The organism is Motiliproteus coralliicola (assembly GCF_003345655.1).
GTDB classification, from domain to species: domain Bacteria; phylum Pseudomonadota; class Gammaproteobacteria; order Pseudomonadales; family Balneatricaceae; genus Motiliproteus; species Motiliproteus coralliicola.
Genome location: NZ_QQOH01000001.1, coordinates 1,083,857 through 1,100,607 on the forward strand (window position 1 = coordinate 1,083,857; position 16,751 = coordinate 1,100,607).

13 protein-coding genes are annotated in these 16,751 nt (G+C 54.9%); 4 read left to right on the top strand and 9 right to left on the bottom strand.

Annotated elements, in window-relative coordinates; translation table 11 throughout:
* Positions 1-149 precede the first annotated feature (149 nt).
* The 3 genes from DV711_RS04790 to DV711_RS04800 form a co-directional block, all read right to left on the bottom strand.
* A complete protein-coding gene (locus DV711_RS04790; protein ID WP_114694492.1) occupies positions 150-806 on the bottom strand; it encodes a bactofilin family protein in 657 nt (218 codons plus the stop codon).
* Positions 716-1,684 (bottom strand): M23 family metallopeptidase, encoded by a 969-nt coding sequence (locus DV711_RS04795; protein ID WP_114694493.1) that lies wholly within the window; start codon positions 1,682-1,684, stop codon positions 716-718. Before DV711_RS04795 ends, DV711_RS04790 begins: the two co-directional genes overlap by 91 nt.
* 182 nt (positions 1,685-1,866) lie before the next feature.
* Positions 1,867-2,076: a cold-shock protein gene (locus DV711_RS04800; protein ID WP_114694494.1), complete on the bottom strand. Its 210-nt coding sequence runs from the start codon at positions 2,074-2,076 to the stop codon at positions 1,867-1,869.
* A gap of 561 nt (positions 2,077-2,637) precedes the next feature.
* Between DV711_RS04800 and DV711_RS04805 the strand changes: the two genes are divergently transcribed.
* Positions 2,638-4,431: a methyl-accepting chemotaxis protein gene (locus tag DV711_RS04805; RefSeq protein WP_114694495.1), complete on the top strand. Its 1,794-nt coding sequence runs from the start codon at positions 2,638-2,640 to the stop codon at positions 4,429-4,431.
* Between the two features lie 69 nt (positions 4,432-4,500).
* Here the strand turns inward: DV711_RS04805 and DV711_RS04810 are convergent, their stop codons facing one another.
* The 4 genes from DV711_RS04810 to DV711_RS04825 all read right to left on the bottom strand — a co-directional run bounded on the left by DV711_RS04810 (position 4,501) and on the right by DV711_RS04825 (position 8,160).
* Positions 4,501-5,241 (bottom strand): YebC/PmpR family DNA-binding transcriptional regulator, encoded by a 741-nt coding sequence (locus tag DV711_RS04810; protein WP_114694496.1) that lies wholly within the window; start codon positions 5,239-5,241, stop codon positions 4,501-4,503.
* A 103-nt stretch (positions 5,242-5,344) separates the two neighbouring features.
* On the bottom strand, positions 5,345-7,108 hold the full coding sequence (aspS, locus tag DV711_RS04815) for an aspartate--tRNA ligase (protein ID WP_114694497.1): 1,764 nt from the start codon (positions 7,106-7,108) through the stop codon (positions 5,345-5,347).
* 69 nt (positions 7,109-7,177) lie between these two features.
* Positions 7,178-7,414: an FmdB family zinc ribbon protein gene (locus DV711_RS04820; protein WP_114694498.1), complete on the bottom strand. Its 237-nt coding sequence runs from the start codon at positions 7,412-7,414 to the stop codon at positions 7,178-7,180.
* A gap of 242 nt (positions 7,415-7,656) precedes the next feature.
* Positions 7,657-8,160 (bottom strand): HIT domain-containing protein, encoded by a 504-nt coding sequence (locus DV711_RS04825; RefSeq protein ID WP_114694499.1) that lies wholly within the window; start codon positions 8,158-8,160, stop codon positions 7,657-7,659.
* 404 nt (positions 8,161-8,564) lie between these two features.
* Between DV711_RS04825 and DV711_RS04830 the strand changes: the two genes are divergently transcribed.
* Positions 8,565-9,722, top strand: coding sequence for a GNAT family N-acetyltransferase (locus DV711_RS04830; protein WP_114694500.1), 1,158 nt, complete (start codon positions 8,565-8,567; stop codon positions 9,720-9,722).
* A gap of 26 nt (positions 9,723-9,748) precedes the next feature.
* Here the strand turns inward: DV711_RS04830 and DV711_RS04835 are convergent, their stop codons facing one another.
* Positions 9,749-10,630, bottom strand: coding sequence for a DMT family transporter (locus DV711_RS04835; RefSeq protein ID WP_114694501.1), 882 nt, complete (start codon positions 10,628-10,630; stop codon positions 9,749-9,751).
* A 106-nt stretch (positions 10,631-10,736) separates the two neighbouring features.
* Complete coding sequence (gene gcvP, locus DV711_RS04840; RefSeq protein ID WP_114694502.1) at positions 10,737-13,631, bottom strand: aminomethyl-transferring glycine dehydrogenase; 2,895 nt, start codon at positions 13,629-13,631, stop codon at positions 10,737-10,739.
* Between the two features lie 677 nt (positions 13,632-14,308).
* Here gcvP and DV711_RS04845 point away from each other — a divergent pair.
* A complete protein-coding gene (locus DV711_RS04845; RefSeq protein ID WP_207802532.1) occupies positions 14,309-15,331 on the top strand; it encodes an amino acid ABC transporter substrate-binding protein in 1,023 nt (340 codons plus the stop codon).
* Between the two features lie 228 nt (positions 15,332-15,559).
* Complete coding sequence (locus tag DV711_RS04850) at positions 15,560-16,750, top strand: amino acid ABC transporter permease (protein ID WP_114694503.1); 1,191 nt, start codon at positions 15,560-15,562, stop codon at positions 16,748-16,750.
* The last annotated feature ends 1 nt before the right edge of the window (position 16,751 follow it).

Consider the following 16,751-nt stretch of genomic DNA (forward strand, 5'->3'; position numbering starts at 1 on the left):
GTCCTGAATGAACAGATTTGAGTCTAGACGCGATGGCCTGGCTTACGTTACAAAGAAAAACGAAAACTCTTTGAAAAGCGGAAGGAAAATGGCGGAAAGAAAATGAGTTGGTGCTAGCTACGATCTGAACCAGCAGCACTAGAACACAACTAGTTTTCGGACTCGCTACTCGGGTCAGCCTTATCGGCCTTGGTGGCTTTCGATTGTTTCGGCGCAGCTCCCATATCACCAACCGTCGGAACTTCACCCAGCATCTGCTCCAGCATCTGGGTCAACTGTCCCTCTTTGCTCGGGGCCGACTCCTGATCGGGCTTGGAAGAAGAGCTATCTCCTTCGGGTAAAGGCGGGGCCGCAGGCAACTCGATGATCGCCGTATCACTCACCGTCGACGGAGTAACCGACACGCTGTCCGGATGTAGCTGCTCCAGCTGACCCGGGGTCATTAGCGATGAATCCGCCGTCAGCGCCCGCTCACCAATAAAGCAGCCCCGTTTATGGATCGTCATCTGTCGACTATGCACCACACCCCGGACGCGACCGTCGCGCTCGACGTTCAGCTCATCGCAATGAATCTCAGCATCAAGCAAACCACTGACACTGATCTGCCGCGCCTGCACCACGCCCCTGACCTCACCTCGACGACCGATGGTAATACTGTCCTGGGAGCGAAGCTGGCCCTCGAAACAGCCATCGATGTGGAGTTTACCGTCAAGATTTACTTGGCCGCTGAGCTTTTGCCCTCGGGCGATGATAGTAACGGCAGCGCCAGCTGATTCAGCGGCTGCATCTCTTTTAAACCATCCCATGCGACGGCCTTTTCCTGTGTCATGATCTGGTCGTAATTATGCAAACTCCAGTTCAGAAACGGAACCGGATTCAGCGGCTTGAACAGATAGCGAACTTCGTAGTGAAGGTGAGGCCCAGTGGACTTACCTGAATTACCACTCTGGCCGATCTGCTCCCCTTTGCGCACCAACTGACCACTGCGCACTTTGGGCCGCTTTTTCATATGGGCATAGTAGGACTTGAACCCGAAGTTGTGGTTGATGATGACCAGATAGCCGAAACCACTCTTCTTATGATAACCGGCATATTCCACTGCACCATCAGCGGTAGCATAGATCGGCGTGCCAGTATCCACCGGAAAGTCGACCCCGTTGTGGTGCTTTCGCTGACCGGTCAAAGGATGGTTGCGCATACCGAATCCGTCGCTGAGCCGCTTCATCTTGACCGGGTAGCCATTGGGTATGCCGTGCAACATAAACAGGCGTTCGTTAGCCATCTGCTGCAACAGCTGGCTTCGCTCGATGGTCATCTTTTCCGCCGGCTCAAGCCCCATCGCCAGTTCGAGCTGCCGTAGTGGCTGACTCCAAGCCTGATTGACCTGTTCCAGGCTGTTTCGCTCCTGCTCCAGACTGGCCAGGTTGAGAGACAGCTTATCCAACTCGGTCCGGACCGTTTCATGACTGCCCAGCACACCGCTATAGAGGCTGCCCAGTTTCTGATAATCGGCCGTCAGACTGTGGAGTTCATCGGAAGTTTTAACCAGCAGCGCATTGCTGATAAAGAAGCTGGCCAGCAGCATCAACACAAACAGCAGCAACAAACAGCGGGCTATCAGATTCAACGACAGCTGGCGGGAGCCCCGGGCCGTGGTCAAGGTAATGAGAAGGCGTTTACGCACTAGGGGATTCCCGTCTCAAGAGTTCAAAACGGAGTCTCGTTCATCTAAGCCCAGCGTCGATCTACTCGACCCGGCCGCTCCAAATAGCAGGCAAAAAAAAGCAGGCCGAAACCTGCTTTTTCAAGTCTTAGCGGCAATCTACAAGATTATGAAACCGCCAACACCGGGGTTATCAAAGTATCTTACAGGACAGTAACTTGGTCTGCCTGAGGGCCTTTCTGGCCTTCTACTTCGATAAAGCTAACAGCTTGGCCTTCGTGCAGAGTGCGACGACCTTCAGCGAGGATGGAGCGGAAGTGTACGAACAGGTCCTTACCGTTTTCACGCTCGATGAAGCCGAAGCCTTTCTCGTCGTTAAACCACTTAACTGTTCCGGTTTGCTTGTCTGACATAGTCTTTCTTTCTCGATAAAAATAGTGCTTAGGGCCAAGCCGGCGTATCCGGTTCAGCACCGTTTCGTTAACGCAGAGGGCAAACAAGGATGGATCAGAAAGCTCGCATAGAACGGTCGACCGATACTGATTCGCACGTCTTCGTGACAAAACAACCCGACTATACCGTTACTATCGCAATCTTCCCACCCTTTTTCCGTCCGATGATCACGAAAGGGGACGAATATCTGACGCTTCAATCAACCGATCATCGGTTTTATCGGATCGAAGGTGCCGCTGACCCTCGCCTGCGATGGCAATCGGGACACCCACTGGTTAGTCAGGTTTGAGCCGGCGGGATTGGATTGACAACATGCCAAACCGCGAACCTCCTTGACCACAACGACGACGATTAAAGTTTTTTGACCCTGTCCCGATGACTCATTAGTCATATCCTTAAGTCGTAAATAGGCAAAAACCCTCTTGATTTAAAGGAAATATCATCAGAAGCTCAAAGCTGCCCGAAAAGGGCGCTTTCCATGCAGCAGCGCAGTCGCTGGAAAATAATAATCAGGAAGCAGAATGAGCCTTTATAAGAATATCGAAAAAAGCCTTTTCTTTACGCTAACTCGGAAAATCGTCGGTAATGTGGTTTTCCTACTACTGATGCAGTTGCTGATTCTTTGGTTATTTTTCAGTAATAACAGCGCCATCCAAGATGCGCTTGAAAAATACCCCGCAGACAATGTGCTAGCCCAACAGGTACAGGCCATTGCCGATGACAGCAGCATCTATATCAGTGTTTTGGCCGTGCTCAGCTTGGGTGCCTGCCTGTTCCTGATTTTCTTTATGCGCCACCTGTTTCTCCGCCCGATCAGAACAATCACCGAAATTCTACGGGCGATTAGCGAACAGAATGGCGACATCTCACGCACCCTGCCAGTTGATACCCATGATGAGATCGCCGACCTATCAACCGGTTATAACGAGTTTGCCACCAACCTGCGCGGGATTATCGCCAAGATCCGACGTCGCAGCGTCAAGGTTGCACTGGGCTCAACTCAACTTAGCCAGGTGATTGCACAGGCTCATAAAAACGTCACAGAACAGGAAGAGCACGCCAAATTTGTGTTCGAGTCCAGCTCTCAGGCCACCGTCGCCATCGATGGCATCGCCCAGCACACCAGCACGATTGCCGATCAAAACAGCCAGAACCTGCAGGAGGCGCAGGCTTCGGTTAAAGAGCTGGAACACGTGGTAGAGCAAATACAACAAGTCACAGCCCTGGTTGGCAGCTTCCACGAAACCGTGGTTCAGCTGTCCACCAATTCAGACAACATCGCCAATATCGTCGGTATGGTGCAGGAGTTTTCGGAGCAGACCAATCTGCTGGCACTCAATGCGGCGATCGAAGCCGCCCGGGCCGGCGAGCATGGTCGCGGCTTTGCCGTAGTCGCCGACGAAGTTCGAAACCTGTCGCAGAAAGTGAGTAAGGCAACCGACGAGATCGGCACCAACATTACCCAGATGACGTCGCTGGTGGCCAACACCAAACAGGGTACCGAAGAGATTCAGGAATTTACCAACAGCACCCAGAGCGTGGTCGAATCCACCTCGACCCAGTTCCACAAAATGGTGTCAGACTTCGAAACCGTTAACAGTCAGTTGACCGAAATCAGCGCCGCTATCGAGGAGTTGTCCGCCACCAATCGGGAGTCCCACCAGCACGTCACTCGCATCAGCGAGCTTAGCCAACAGGTCAGCGCCAATATCGATCGTTCTCAAAGCTTTTCCGATGAGCTAGAGCTGTCGACCGAACAAATTCAGGAGCTGCTATCGCGGTTTATTATCGGCTACGGTGGTTTCGAGCGTATTATTCTGCAGGCTCGCGAATGGAGTGATCAGGTATCCAACGCCTTCGAAGAACTTGGCAATCAGGGCATCAACCTTTTCGACCACAACTACAAACCGGTTCCCAACACCAATCCGCAAAAGTACAGCATCGGTAATCTGGACACGATAGAGCGTAAAATGCAGCCCCTGTACGATAGCTTTATCAAACAGTGTCCGGAGTTTATCTATGCAGTTGCCATCGACAAGAACTGCTACCTGCCGGTTCACCACAGTCATGTCTCTCAGCCGCTGAGCGGTGACTTCAACACCGATAACATGAAGAGCCGTCACCAGCGGATCTTCAAAGGTAACCGTGCAGAGCAGCGCCGTGCGGTCAATACCGAGCCTTTCCTGCTACAAACATTTATTCGTGATACAGGCGAGATTCTCAACGACTTGGCAGTGCCCATTTATGTCAAAGGCCAGCACTGGGGTAACCTGATTATGGGATTCAAACCCGAGTGTCTGTTAGACGACAAGTAACTTTCGAGGCACAAAAAACCGCGGTCAGTGCCGCGGTTTTTATATTCTGAAAGATCCAAGGCTAGATGATTACTCTTCCATCGCCTCTTCGGGGATTTCGGCGTTGTGGTAAACGTTCTGAACGTCATCCAGGTCTTCCAGCACATCGACCAGGCGAATCAGCTTCTGCGCCGCTTCAACGTCCAGCTCATTAGTGGTCGACGGGATCATTGAAACCTCAGCGAATACCGGGGTTAATCCACCCTCTTCCAGTGCGGCTTTAACACTCAGGAACTCGGCGCGGTCGGTAAACACGTCGATAGAGCCGTCCTCATTGCTGACCACATCGTCGGCACCGGATTCGAGCGCGATCTCCATGATCTGATCTTCGTCGGCACCCTCTTCAAAGCTGATCTGGCCTTTCTTGTCGAATAGGTAGGCAACGGAGCCGGAAGTTCCCAGGTTACCGCCAGCCTTGGAGAACGCAGCCCGCACTTCAGACACGGTACGGTTGACGTTGTCGGTCATGGTCTCGACCAGGATTGCGGTACCACCGGGCGCGTAACCCTCGTAGGTCAGCTCATCGTAGTTTTCGCCTTCACCACCACCGGCACCCCGTGCGATCGCCTTCTCGATGGTGTCCTTCTTCATGTTGGCGCCGAGCGCCTTATCAACCGCCAGTCGCAAACGCGGGTTGTCGGCGACCTCGCCACCGCCCTCTTTGGCGGCAACAACCAGCTCGCGGATCAGTTTAGTGAAAATCTTGCCCCGCTTGGCATCCTGTGCCGCCTTACGGTGCTTGATGTTGGCCCATTTACTGTGACCTGCCATAGAAACTGTCCTCTGTCAGCGGGCGACGCCTGCCGCCCGGTGTCTCTTGTTATGGCCTGCGGAACCCCGTTCCGCAGGCTCGACCCTAGTACCGAGTATCGGATTAGGGTGTCTTGCGGATGCGGATGTTAAGCTCGCGCAGCTGGGTGGCGCTGACTTCACCCGGTGCGGCGGTCATGACGCAGGCTGCACTCTGGGTTTTCGGGAACGCGATCACTTCACGGATCGAGTTAGCACCGGTCATCAGCATCACCAGACGGTCCAGACCGAAGGCCAGACCACCATGGGGCGGCGCACCAAACTTCAGCGCGTCGAGCAGGAAGCCAAATTTCTCCTGCTGTTCCTCGGCGGAAATCTGCAGCACTTCGAATACGGTTTCCTGCATCGCCTGATCGTGGATACGGACCGAACCACCGCCCAGCTCACAACCATTCAGCACCATGTCGTAGGCACGGGATAGAGCCGCTTCGGGATCGGCTTTCAGCTCATCGGCCGAGCAGCTAGGTGCGGTGAACGGGTGGTGCAGCGCGGTCAGTGAACCATCGCTGTTCTCTTCGAACATCGGGAAGTCGACAACCCACAGCGGTGCCCACTCGCAGGTGTACAGATCCAAGTCTTCACCCAGCTTGCAGCGCAGCGCACCCAGGGCTTCGGTAACCACTTTGCCACTGTCAGCGCCGAAGAACACGATGTCGCCGTCTTTCGCTTCAACCCGCTCCATCAGCGCCAGCGAAACGTCAGCACCCAGGAATTTAACGATCGGTGACTGCAGCCCTTCAACACCCTTGGCCAGTTCGTTGACCTTGATCCAGGCCAGTCCCTTGGCACCGTAGATACCAACGAACTTGGTGTACTCGTCGATCTGCTTACGGGTCAGGGTGGCACCACCCGGAACCTTCAGCGCAGTCACGCGACCTTTCGGGTCTTTGGCGGGACCAGCGAAGACTTTGAAGTCAACGGTTGCCATCAGGTCCTTAACGTCAACCAGCTCCAGCGGAATTCGCAGGTCAGGTTTGTCGGAACCGTACTTTTCCATCGCTTCGGAGTAAGGCATCTGCGGGAAGTCGCCCAGGTCAACTCTCAGCACGTCTTGGAACAGTTCGCGGATCATGCCCTCGGTCAGGCCCATGATCTGTTCTTCGTCAAGGAAGCTGGTTTCAATATCGATCTGGGTGAATTCCGGCTGACGGTCGGCGCGCAGGTCCTCGTCACGGAAGCACTTAGCAATCTGGTAGTAACGGTCCATGCCAGACACCATCAGCAGCTGCTTGAACAGCTGCGGCGACTGCGGCAGTGCAAAGAAGCTACCTTCGTGGGTACGGCTGGGTACCAGATAGTCGCGGGCACCTTCCGGCGTGGCGCGGGTCAGGATCGGAGTTTCGATATCCAGGAAGCCGTTATCGTCGAGGTAGTTACGGATCTTATTAGTGATCCGCGAACGCAGACGCAGCTTGCTCAGCATTTCGGGGCGGCGCAGGTCGACGTAACGATATTTCAGGCGCACGTCTTCGCCAACGGTCTGGTGATCATCCAACTGGAACGGAGGCGTCTCGGCCTTGTTCAGGATGACCAGTTCCTTACCCAGTACTTCGATCTTGCCGGTAACCATCTCGGCGTTCTCGGTACCTTCAGGACGGGCACGAACACGGCCAGTCACCTGAATCACAAATTCGTTGCGAACACTGTCGGCCAGCTCGAAATGCTCTTCGGTATCCGGATCGAATACCACCTGGGCGATACCATCACGGTCACGCAGGTCGAGGAAAATAACCCCACCATGATCCCGGCGACGATGTACCCAACCACAGATAGTAACCGTCTGGTCGATTAGAGTTTCGTTCAAGCTGCCACAGTAATGGCTACGCATAATGCTGTCCTGTTCTCAAAATGAATCAATCTATCTGGCGTCAATCAGAACGCCGAATTCTAAAGTTGCTCAGCTGTCAGCGCTGGGTGCACTCTCGGAGCCACCGGCCAGGTTCTTCTTGGAGCCGGTCTTAAAGTCGGTCTCGTACCATCCCTTGCCCGCCAACCGGAAACCGGCGGCCGAAATCTGCTTCGTCAGAGCGGGTTTACCGCAGCTGGGACAATCGGTCAGCGCGTCATCGCTGATCTTCTGAAGTGCTTCAAGTTGGTGACCACAATCCGCACACTGGTATTCGTAGATGGGCATATCGGGAGTTAATCGCTGTCAAACAAACGCGCGATTATAACTGCTTCGACGAGGTCTGGCATCCCCTGCCGGGTTGGAATCTGGCCGGATTGATGTCGAGGAATTTCATGATCGATATTTCATCGTATCCAGCGCCGTCAATCAGATCCGAATAGAGACGCCAGACTAGGCGTTGATAGGTTGCGTTGAGGCCGGATACACAGAATACCCGGCGTCACATGGAGATGATTTATTGGCCTGAATCAGTCTTGGGTCACCGCTTCGTATTCGCTGTCATCGGCCAACATACTGTTAACCCGCTCACGAATATCGGCGATCTGCTCAACGCTGTAAGGCTGGCTTGGCAGCCTTCCCCAGACCGGCGCAGGCCAGGCGGGGTCTTCAGGCTGGCGCACCACATGGTGGACGTGCAACTGACGCACCATATTCCCCAACGCCGCCACATTCATCTTATGGGCATTGAAAATATCGGCCAGATTGGACGACAACCGGCTCGACTCAGCCATTAGCTGCTGCTGATCTTCCGCCGACAGATGGTAGATCTCGCCGATATCCGAGCGCTGCGGCACTAGGATAAACCAGGGATAGTTGGCATCGTTCATCAACAACAGTTCGCACAATGAGAAACGCCCCAGCCGAATACAGTCCTGCTCAAGCTGCGGATCCAGGCTGTAGGGATGGAGCTCCGGATCCAGATCCCGGGCCGGGTCATAATCGATATCGGCGCTGGCTTCCAGTTCGGTCATACTTGTCTCCTTACGGGGTTTTATCTGAGTATAAGCCAGTTGACATCAACCAACGCGAATTAATCGCCGAGCAGGGCTGAGCAAAGTGTCTATGCTTGGGAACCTACGAATAAGTCCTGGCGAGCTTCTGACTTTCAGTTTGGTTCGCAATCCAGGCGCAGTTTTGAAGCAATGTCTAGACCTTGCGAAAAATTGCAACGCAGAGTGCGGATCAAGCTGAAAGTCCCCCTTTATCAAAAACGGAGCAAGGCCTGAAGCACACAATTCCGTCGTTGCAACCTTTACTAAGGGCGACGGCCATTAGCTGCAGCTTGCGCATAGAACTTGCGCACTTCAGGCGCTTGCAGAAGCCGCAGGGACTTGTTCGCAGGTTCCTTTGTGTCTCGCACCCAGGCGGATGTTTTATGCCAGCAGCAAACTACGACTTGATCGACCAACTGCAGCCGACCACCCTCCCCGTTGAACAACAGACGCTGTTTAGCGCAGCTTTTCTGGAGGCGTTTGAAAGCAGCGGCTGCCTGAATCCACAAAGCGGCTGGCTGACTCAACACCTGACAGCAAGATCATTGAACGGTGCTCAGGAAGCTTTTCTGCCGCTCTATCTGAAACAGCACTCCTACGGCGAATACGTCTTCGACTGGCTCTGGGCCGATGCCTCTGAACGTGCCGGACTGCGCTACTATCCGAAGCTGATCAGCGCCATCCCCTATACCCCCTGCCCCGGCCCCAGACTCGGCTTGTCAGAACCTGACGCGGCGTCTCTGGTACCCGCACTGCTGGAACAACTGCTCGATCACATCGATCAACAACAGGCTTCATCCTGGCACCTGCTGTTTGCCGATCGCCAAAGTCGTGAACTGATCCAACAACACTGGCCTGCACCGCAAACATTGCTGGAGCGGTTTGATTGCCAATACCACTGGTTTAATCGCGACTATACGAGTTTCGATGATTTTCTTGCCCAATTACGGTCTCAGAAGCGCAAGAGCCTGAAACGAGAGAGGCGAAAAATCGAGCAACAGGGCCTCAACCTCCACCGTCTTAGCGGTGCACAGATCAGCGATAAGCTGATCGATGCTTTCTATGACTTCTACGCCCTGACCTATCACCAGCGGGGCCGACAGCCGTACCTGAATCGCCGCTTTTTTGAGCACCTGCGTCAGCGGCTGGCGGATAAAATGTTACTGGTCGCCGCCGTCGATGACAGCCGAACCAACAGCCCATTGGTGGGCTGCGCGCTATTTCTGTTCGACCAGAACACTCTCTACGGCCGCTGGTGGGGCGGACTGCCCGGCTACGACTGCCTGCACTTCGAAGCCTGTTATTACCAGGGAATAGAATTCGCTATTGAGCGAGGACTACAGCGCTTCGATCCGGGCACTCAGGGCGAGCACAAGCTGATTCGTGGCTTCGAGCCGATCAGGACCTGTTCATTGCACTGGCTAAGACACCCGGGATTGCACCAAGGCGTAGAAAGATGGCTGGCCCAGGAGCGCCGCCAGGTCGAGGCCTATATCGAGCAGGCCCGAGGACTACTCCCCTACCGTCAATCGAATTGCTGATCGTACCGGGATCTAGATTCGACGCGTTAGGTGCCACGACGCTCGTTTAGCAGCAACACCCCACCGGCCATAATCACCGCAGCCCCGACCCACAGCATCATGGCCGGCACCTCATCGAAAAAGAAGTAGCCCACCGCGGCGGCGGCGATCAGCTCAAGATAAACCAGCGGTGCCAGCAACGACGCTTCGGCATAGCGGAACGCCTGGATTGACAACAGATGGCTCAGCGAGGACAACACCCCAATTGCCATAAAGAACAGCAACTCGGACGGCTGCGGCACCGACCAAGCCCAGATCGCCTGCGGGGTCAAAATCAGCGAGCCCACCAGGCACTGAAAGGTCAGCGTCTTCAACGGATCGTTATTTTTCGACGCCAAACGGGTGGCGATCAGATAAAACGCGAAAAACAGTCCACTACCCAGCGCGTAGAGGATCCCCGGTTCGATCTCGCCCGCCGGATCCAGAATGATCAGTGTGCCCACAAACCCGCAGACCAGCGCCATGATCTTTCGCGGTGTCAGCCGCTCGTTGAGAAAGAAAACCGCCAGTACCGCGGTGATTATCGGTCCCACAAAGTAGGCGGTGATGGCCGATGCCATCTGAACCTTGGACAGCGCGACGAAGTAGAGCGTCATCGCGATTACCAGAAACAGGGTCCGATTGAAATGAGCGCCCAGGTTTTCCGTCGGCAAACATTGGCGACCGTGGACCGCCAAAGCGATAGGAAGCACCACCAGACTGGCCGCAGCATAGCGCGCCCAACTAACATACAGCGGCGAGTGGGTTTCGCTGAGATATTTAGCCAGCCCGTCCACAAATGGGATCAACAACATGGCTGCCGCCATCAGAGCCAGACCCACACCTTGGGTGGGATATTGCAGAGTTCGCTGAATACTCAATGGTTGCATCCCTTTTGCCAACACCTGACCAAAACTCGACTATGCATTCCTAACGCCGTCGACAAAGAAAAGGCCGCATCATTGCGGCCTTTCAACTAGCAATACCGCACCCGAATTAACGGTACTCGTCGATCGATGGGCAGCTACAAACAAAGTTACGGTCACCGTAAACGTTGTCGATCCGGTTGCTGGACGGCCAGAACTTGCTGTGTTTCAGACTCGGAACCGGGAACACCGCCTGTTCGCGTGAGTACGGACGATCCCAGTCACCCTCAACAATATCGGCCTGGGTATGGGGCGCGTTCTTGAGCGGGTTGTTATCCGCATCCAGCTCGCCTTCCTGCACCTGACGGATCTCTTCACGGATCGTCAGCATCGCTTCGATAAAGCGATCCAGCTCCGCCTTGGACTCGGACTCGGTCGGCTCAACCATCAGCGTGCCGGCAACCGGGAAGCTCATGGTCGGGGCGTGGAAACCGAAGTCCATCAGACGCTTGGCGATATCCTCTTCGGAGATGCCGGAAGCTTCTTTGAGCGGACGGATGTCAACGATGCACTCGTGAGCGACGCGATCGTTACGGCCGCGGTACAGAATCGGGTAGTGCGCCGACAGTTTCTCGGTCAGGTAGTTGGCGTTCAGAATCGCCACCTCGGTGGACTTCTGCAGACCCTGGGCACCCAGCAGGGCACAGTAGGCCCAGGAGATGGTCAGGATCGAGGCGCTACCAAACGGGGTCGCGGAGACCGCACCCATGGAGGCCAGCGGGCCTTCGATCGGGCTGACGGCGTGGTTCGGCAGGAACGGCGCCAAATGGCTCTTCACACCGATCGGACCCATGCCCGGGCCACCACCGCCGTGTGGGATGGCGAAAGTCTTGTGCAGGTTCAGGTGGGAGACGTCGGAGCCGATCAGGCCCGGCTTGGACAGACCCACCTGGGCGTTCATGTTGGCGCCGTCCATGTAGACCTGGCCACCGTTGTCGTGAACGATATCGCAGATCTGCTTGATGCCTTCCTCGTACACCCCGTGGGTGGACGGGTAGGTGATCATCAGGCAGGACAGATCATCTTTGTGGGCTTCGGCCTGGGCCTTCAGGTCGTCGATATCGACGTTACCCAGCTCGTCACACTCAACCACAACCACCTTCATCGCGGCCATCGCGGCAGATGCCGGGTTGGTGCCGTGGGCGGAGCTTGGGATCAGGCAGATGTCGCGGTGACCTTCACCGATGCTTTCCTGGTACTTGCGGATCGCCAGCAGACCGGCGTATTCGCCCTGAGCACCGGAGTTGGGCTGCATCGAGACCTTGTCGTAACCGGTCACCTCGACCAGCATCGCTTCGAGCTCGTCGATCAGCTGCATGTAGCCCTGGACCTGATCGCGCGGCGCGAACGGGTGAATATTGGCGAACTGGGGCCAGCTCAGCGGAATCATCTGGGCGCTGGCGTTCAGTTTCATGGTGCACGAACCCAGCGGAATCATGCCGTGGGTCAGACTGAAGTCTTTGTTCTCCAGACGCTTCAGGTAACGCAGCATCTCGGTTTCGGAGTGGTAGCTGTTGAATACCGGGTGAGTCAGGAACTCGGAGGTACGACGCAGCTCGGCTGGGATGCCGTCCTGCTGGCCTTGGCTGATCGTCAGGTCAATCGCATCCAGATCCTGACCATGATCCGCCCCCAACAGCAGTTCCCACAGCTGCTCGACATCTGCTGCCGTGGTGGTCTCATCCAGGCTGATGCCGATCTGATCATCACCTACCGGGCGTAGATTGACACCGGCGGCATAGCCACGTTGTAGAATCCTCTGCTGATCGGAGGTTTTTAGCGCCAGAGTATCGAACCAGCTGTTATTCACCAGTTCAGCACCCGCCGCCTGCAGACCGGAAGCCAGAATACTGGCGAGACGATGAACCCGGTCGGCGATCCGTTTCAGGCCTTCCGGACCGTGGTAGATGGCATAGAAACCGGCCATGTTGGCCAGCAGTGCCTGGGCGGTACAGATGTTGGAGGTCGCTTTCTCGCGGCGGATGTGCTGCTCACGGGTCTGCATCGCCATCCGCAGGGCCTGATTGCCGCGGCTGTCGATCGACACACCGATCATCCGCCCAGGAATCGCACGCTTCTGTTTTTCGGTGGTGGCAAAGAAGGCGGCATGGGGACCACCAAAGCCCATCGGCACACCAAAACGCTGGGCCGAGCCGAATACCACATCGGCGCCCAGCTCACCGGGAGCCTTCAGAGATACCAGCGCCAGCAGGTCGGTCGCGACACAGCTCATCGCCTTCTGGGCTTTAGCCTTAGCGATCAACGCCTCGATATCGCAGATCGCACCGGTTGTTCCCGGGTACTGCATCAAGACGCCGAACGCCTCCTGTTGATCCAGCAAACTGTCCAGATCACCCACCATCACCTCGAAACCGAAATACTCGGCCCGGGTCTTAACCACATCGATGGTTTGCGGATGAACCTGGTCGTCGACCAGGAACAGATTGCTTTTCTTGCGGTTAGCACGCTTACACAGCGCCATCGCTTCAGCCGCCGCGGTCGCTTCGTCCAGCAGAGAGGCATTGGCCAGATCCATGCCGGTGAGGTCCATCACCATCTGCTGGAAGTTCAACAGCGCTTCCAGACGGCCCTGGGCGATCTCCGGCTGATATGGCGTATAGGCGGTGTACCAGCCAGGGTTCTCCAGCACGTTGCGCAGAATTACATTGGGAACACGGCAGTTGTAATAGCCGCTACCGATATAGGACTTGTTGACCTGGTTCTTCGACGCAACCTCACCCAGGTATTCCAACACCTGCGCTTCACTCTTGCCGTCGGCCAAGGCTAGCGGCTGGCTCAAGCGGATCGACTCCGGCACGGTTTGATCGATCAACTGAGCCAGATGCTGGAGCCCCAAGGCCTCCAGCATCTGATTTTGTTGAGGGAGGTCGGGGCCAAGATGGCGCTCAGTGAACTCGCTGGCGTTTTGCAAAACCGACAGCGGAATATGATCAGAAGGAGTCATACCTGAATACCTATTCATCAAAATGTCGCAGGGATACGACATAAAGTAAGGGTCAAAAAGTCGCTTGGCGCCACTTCTTTTCTCACGGCACTGAGATACAGCTTCACTGCACTAATAAAGCGCTCAGGATACAAAAAGTTCCCTTTTCAGTGCCCATAACAGGGCGTGAACTGTAGCAAAAAAGTCATCCCGAAGGGAGCCGGCACGACACCTGATCGAACAGTCTCCTTCGCCGCGGAACAGACTGTCACCAAAAGTGGCGCCACAGGCGCCACAGGCGCCACGCCTTCAGGAATGTGAATATTTTCAACAAAAAGCGATAACTAATTGATTTAAATTACTTTTACGACCGTGTTCCAGAAATTTAACAGCAGCAAAATGGCGCACAGAGATGCTAATAAAGCACCTATTAAGCTCTACTAGCATCAAGTAGCGATATTGTTGGACCTAAAACCATCTGCTTCAATCAAATCGCTAGGCGAGCAGTTGTCGTTCACCCTACCGTTTTTATGTGAATTTCAAGACGATAGACGTCTTTAGATGAGCAACAAAATGGTAATTATTTTGAACAGGTGGCATAACGCTTGCATTATCGGGAATTACAACAACACGACCCGTTAGCTTTATCCAACCTCTTAATAAATAAGGTGGATAACCTGACAACAGAAGGAACAATTATGAAAAAAATCACTTCTCTTGCAGCCGTTTCAGCCATTGCAATGGGCATGGCATCAGGCGCACAAGCCGCAAGCGCCACCCTTGATGCCGTCAAGGAGAAAGGTTTTGTCCAATGCGGTGTTTCTACCGGTCTTCCGGGTTTCTCGAATCCCGATGAAAAAGGTAACTGGCAAGGTATGGACGTTGACGTCTGCCGTGCCGTTGCTGCCGCCACCCTGGGGGACGCCTCCAAAGTTAAATATATCCCGCTGACCGCCAAAGAGCGCTTTACTGCACTGCAGTCCGGTGAGATCGACGTACTGTCTCGTAACACCACCTGGACTCAAACCCGTGACACCACCCTGGGCCTGAACTTCGCCGGCGTAAACTACTACGACGGTCAGGGTTTCATGATCAGCAAAAACCTAGGCGTTAAAAGCGCCCTGGAACTGGACGGTGCAGCTGTTTGTATCCAGTCCGGTACCACCACCGAACTGAACCTGTCCGATTATTTCCGCGAGCACAAAATGAGCTTCTCGCCGGTGGTATTCGATACTTCCGACCAAACCGTTAAAGGTTTCGAAGCCGGCCGTTGTGACGTACTGACTTCCGACCAATCACAGCTGTACGCACTGCGTATCAAGCTGGCCAATCCGGACAGCGCTATGGTTCTGCCGGAAGTTATCTCCAAAGAGCCGCTGGGCCCGGTAGTACGCCAGGGTGACGACCTATGGTTCAACATCGTCAAGTGGTCTCTGAATGCGATGATCAACGCCGAAGAGCTGGGTCTGACCTCCGCCAATATCGACAAGATGAAGGAGAGTTCCAACCCGGGCGTGCGTCGTTTCGTAGGCATGGAAGGTCCGAAAGGTTCCGGTATGGAACTGAGCGATGACTGGGCCTACCAGATCGTCAAGCAGGTTGGCAGCTACGGTGAAGCTTTCGAGCGTAACGTCGGCTCCGGCTCTCCGCTGCAGATCGATCGTGGTGTTAACGCACTTTGGAGCAAAGGCGGCTTCCTGTACGCCCCGCCGATGCGCTAATTCTTTAGCCCTTCTAAACGGCCGGTTAGGGAGTCCCCACCGGCCGTTTCCATGACTCGCTGCCGTCGTCTCTACTCAGCAGCATCGACCCGGATGTCGATTATCTTTGTCTAATCAGAGAGTTGCTTAACGGCAAGGATCGACCCTCGGCAAGGTTTAACAGCAAGCGAAGTTAAAGCTGGCTGCTAGACTTTATGAACCTAATAACAACAAACCGGAGACCTTTCCATGCCCACTGATGTGAAAAACGGCGTGGCACCCTCCTCGAAACCCAAGTTCTGGAACGACCCTGAGAAACGGGCATTGCTGTTCCAGATACTGATGATTCTTACGATTCTGGGTTTCTTTGCCTACATCATCTCAAACGCACTTTTTAATCTTGAGAAACGCGGTATCACCACCGGTTTTGACTTCCTTGGTCAAGCCGCCGGTTTTGAGATACTGCTGACCTTAATCCCTTTTGATGCCACCTACAGTTTTGGCCGAACCTTTATCATCGGCCTGCTCAATACACTGTTGGTTTCGGTGCTGGGGATTATTCTAGCCACCGTAATCGGTTTTATTATGGGGATCGCCAGGCTGTCGCAGAACTGGTTGATCAACAAGGTGGCGACCGCCTATATCGAGATCTTCCGGAACATTCCGCTGCTACTGCAGATCTTTTTCTGGTACTTCGCCGTACTACAACCCCTGCCCTCACCCAGGCAGAGTATCGAAATCGGCAGTGCCTTCCTCAACAACCGGGGTTTCTATATCCCCTGGCCCGAATTCCATCCGGCCTTCATGTTCGTCACGATCGCCTTCGCGATTGCCGTCGTCGCCGTGATCTTTCTGGTCAAGTGGAACCATAAACGCCAGGACGAAACCGGCCAGACTTTCCCGGTTTTCCGGGCTGCGCTGGCGCTGCTGATCGGCCTGCCGTTGATCGTCTACTTCCTGGCCGGCTCACCGATGACCTGGGACTACCCGGCCCTTAAAGGCTTCAACTTCCGCGGTGGTGCCACCATCATTCCGGAATTGATGGCACTGCTGATCGCCCTGTCGGTCTACACCGGTACCTTTATCGCCGAGATTGTCCGCTCCGGTATTCTGGCGGTGAGCAAAGGTCAGAGCGAAGCGGCCCATGCCTTGGGTCTGAACAACAGCCGTACCCTGCGCCTGATCGTCGTTCCCCAGGCGATGCGGGTCATCATTCCACCACTGACCAGCCAATACCTGAATCTGATCAAGAACTCCTCACTGGCCACCGCAATCGGTTACCCGGATCTGGTCTCCGTGTTCATGGGTACCACCCTGAACCAGACTGGCCAGGCGATCGAGATCATCTTCATGACGATGGCGGTCTATCTCACCATCAACCTGTTGGTGTCGCTGTTTATGAACTGGTACAACAAGCGCATGTCGCTGGTGGAGCGTTAAT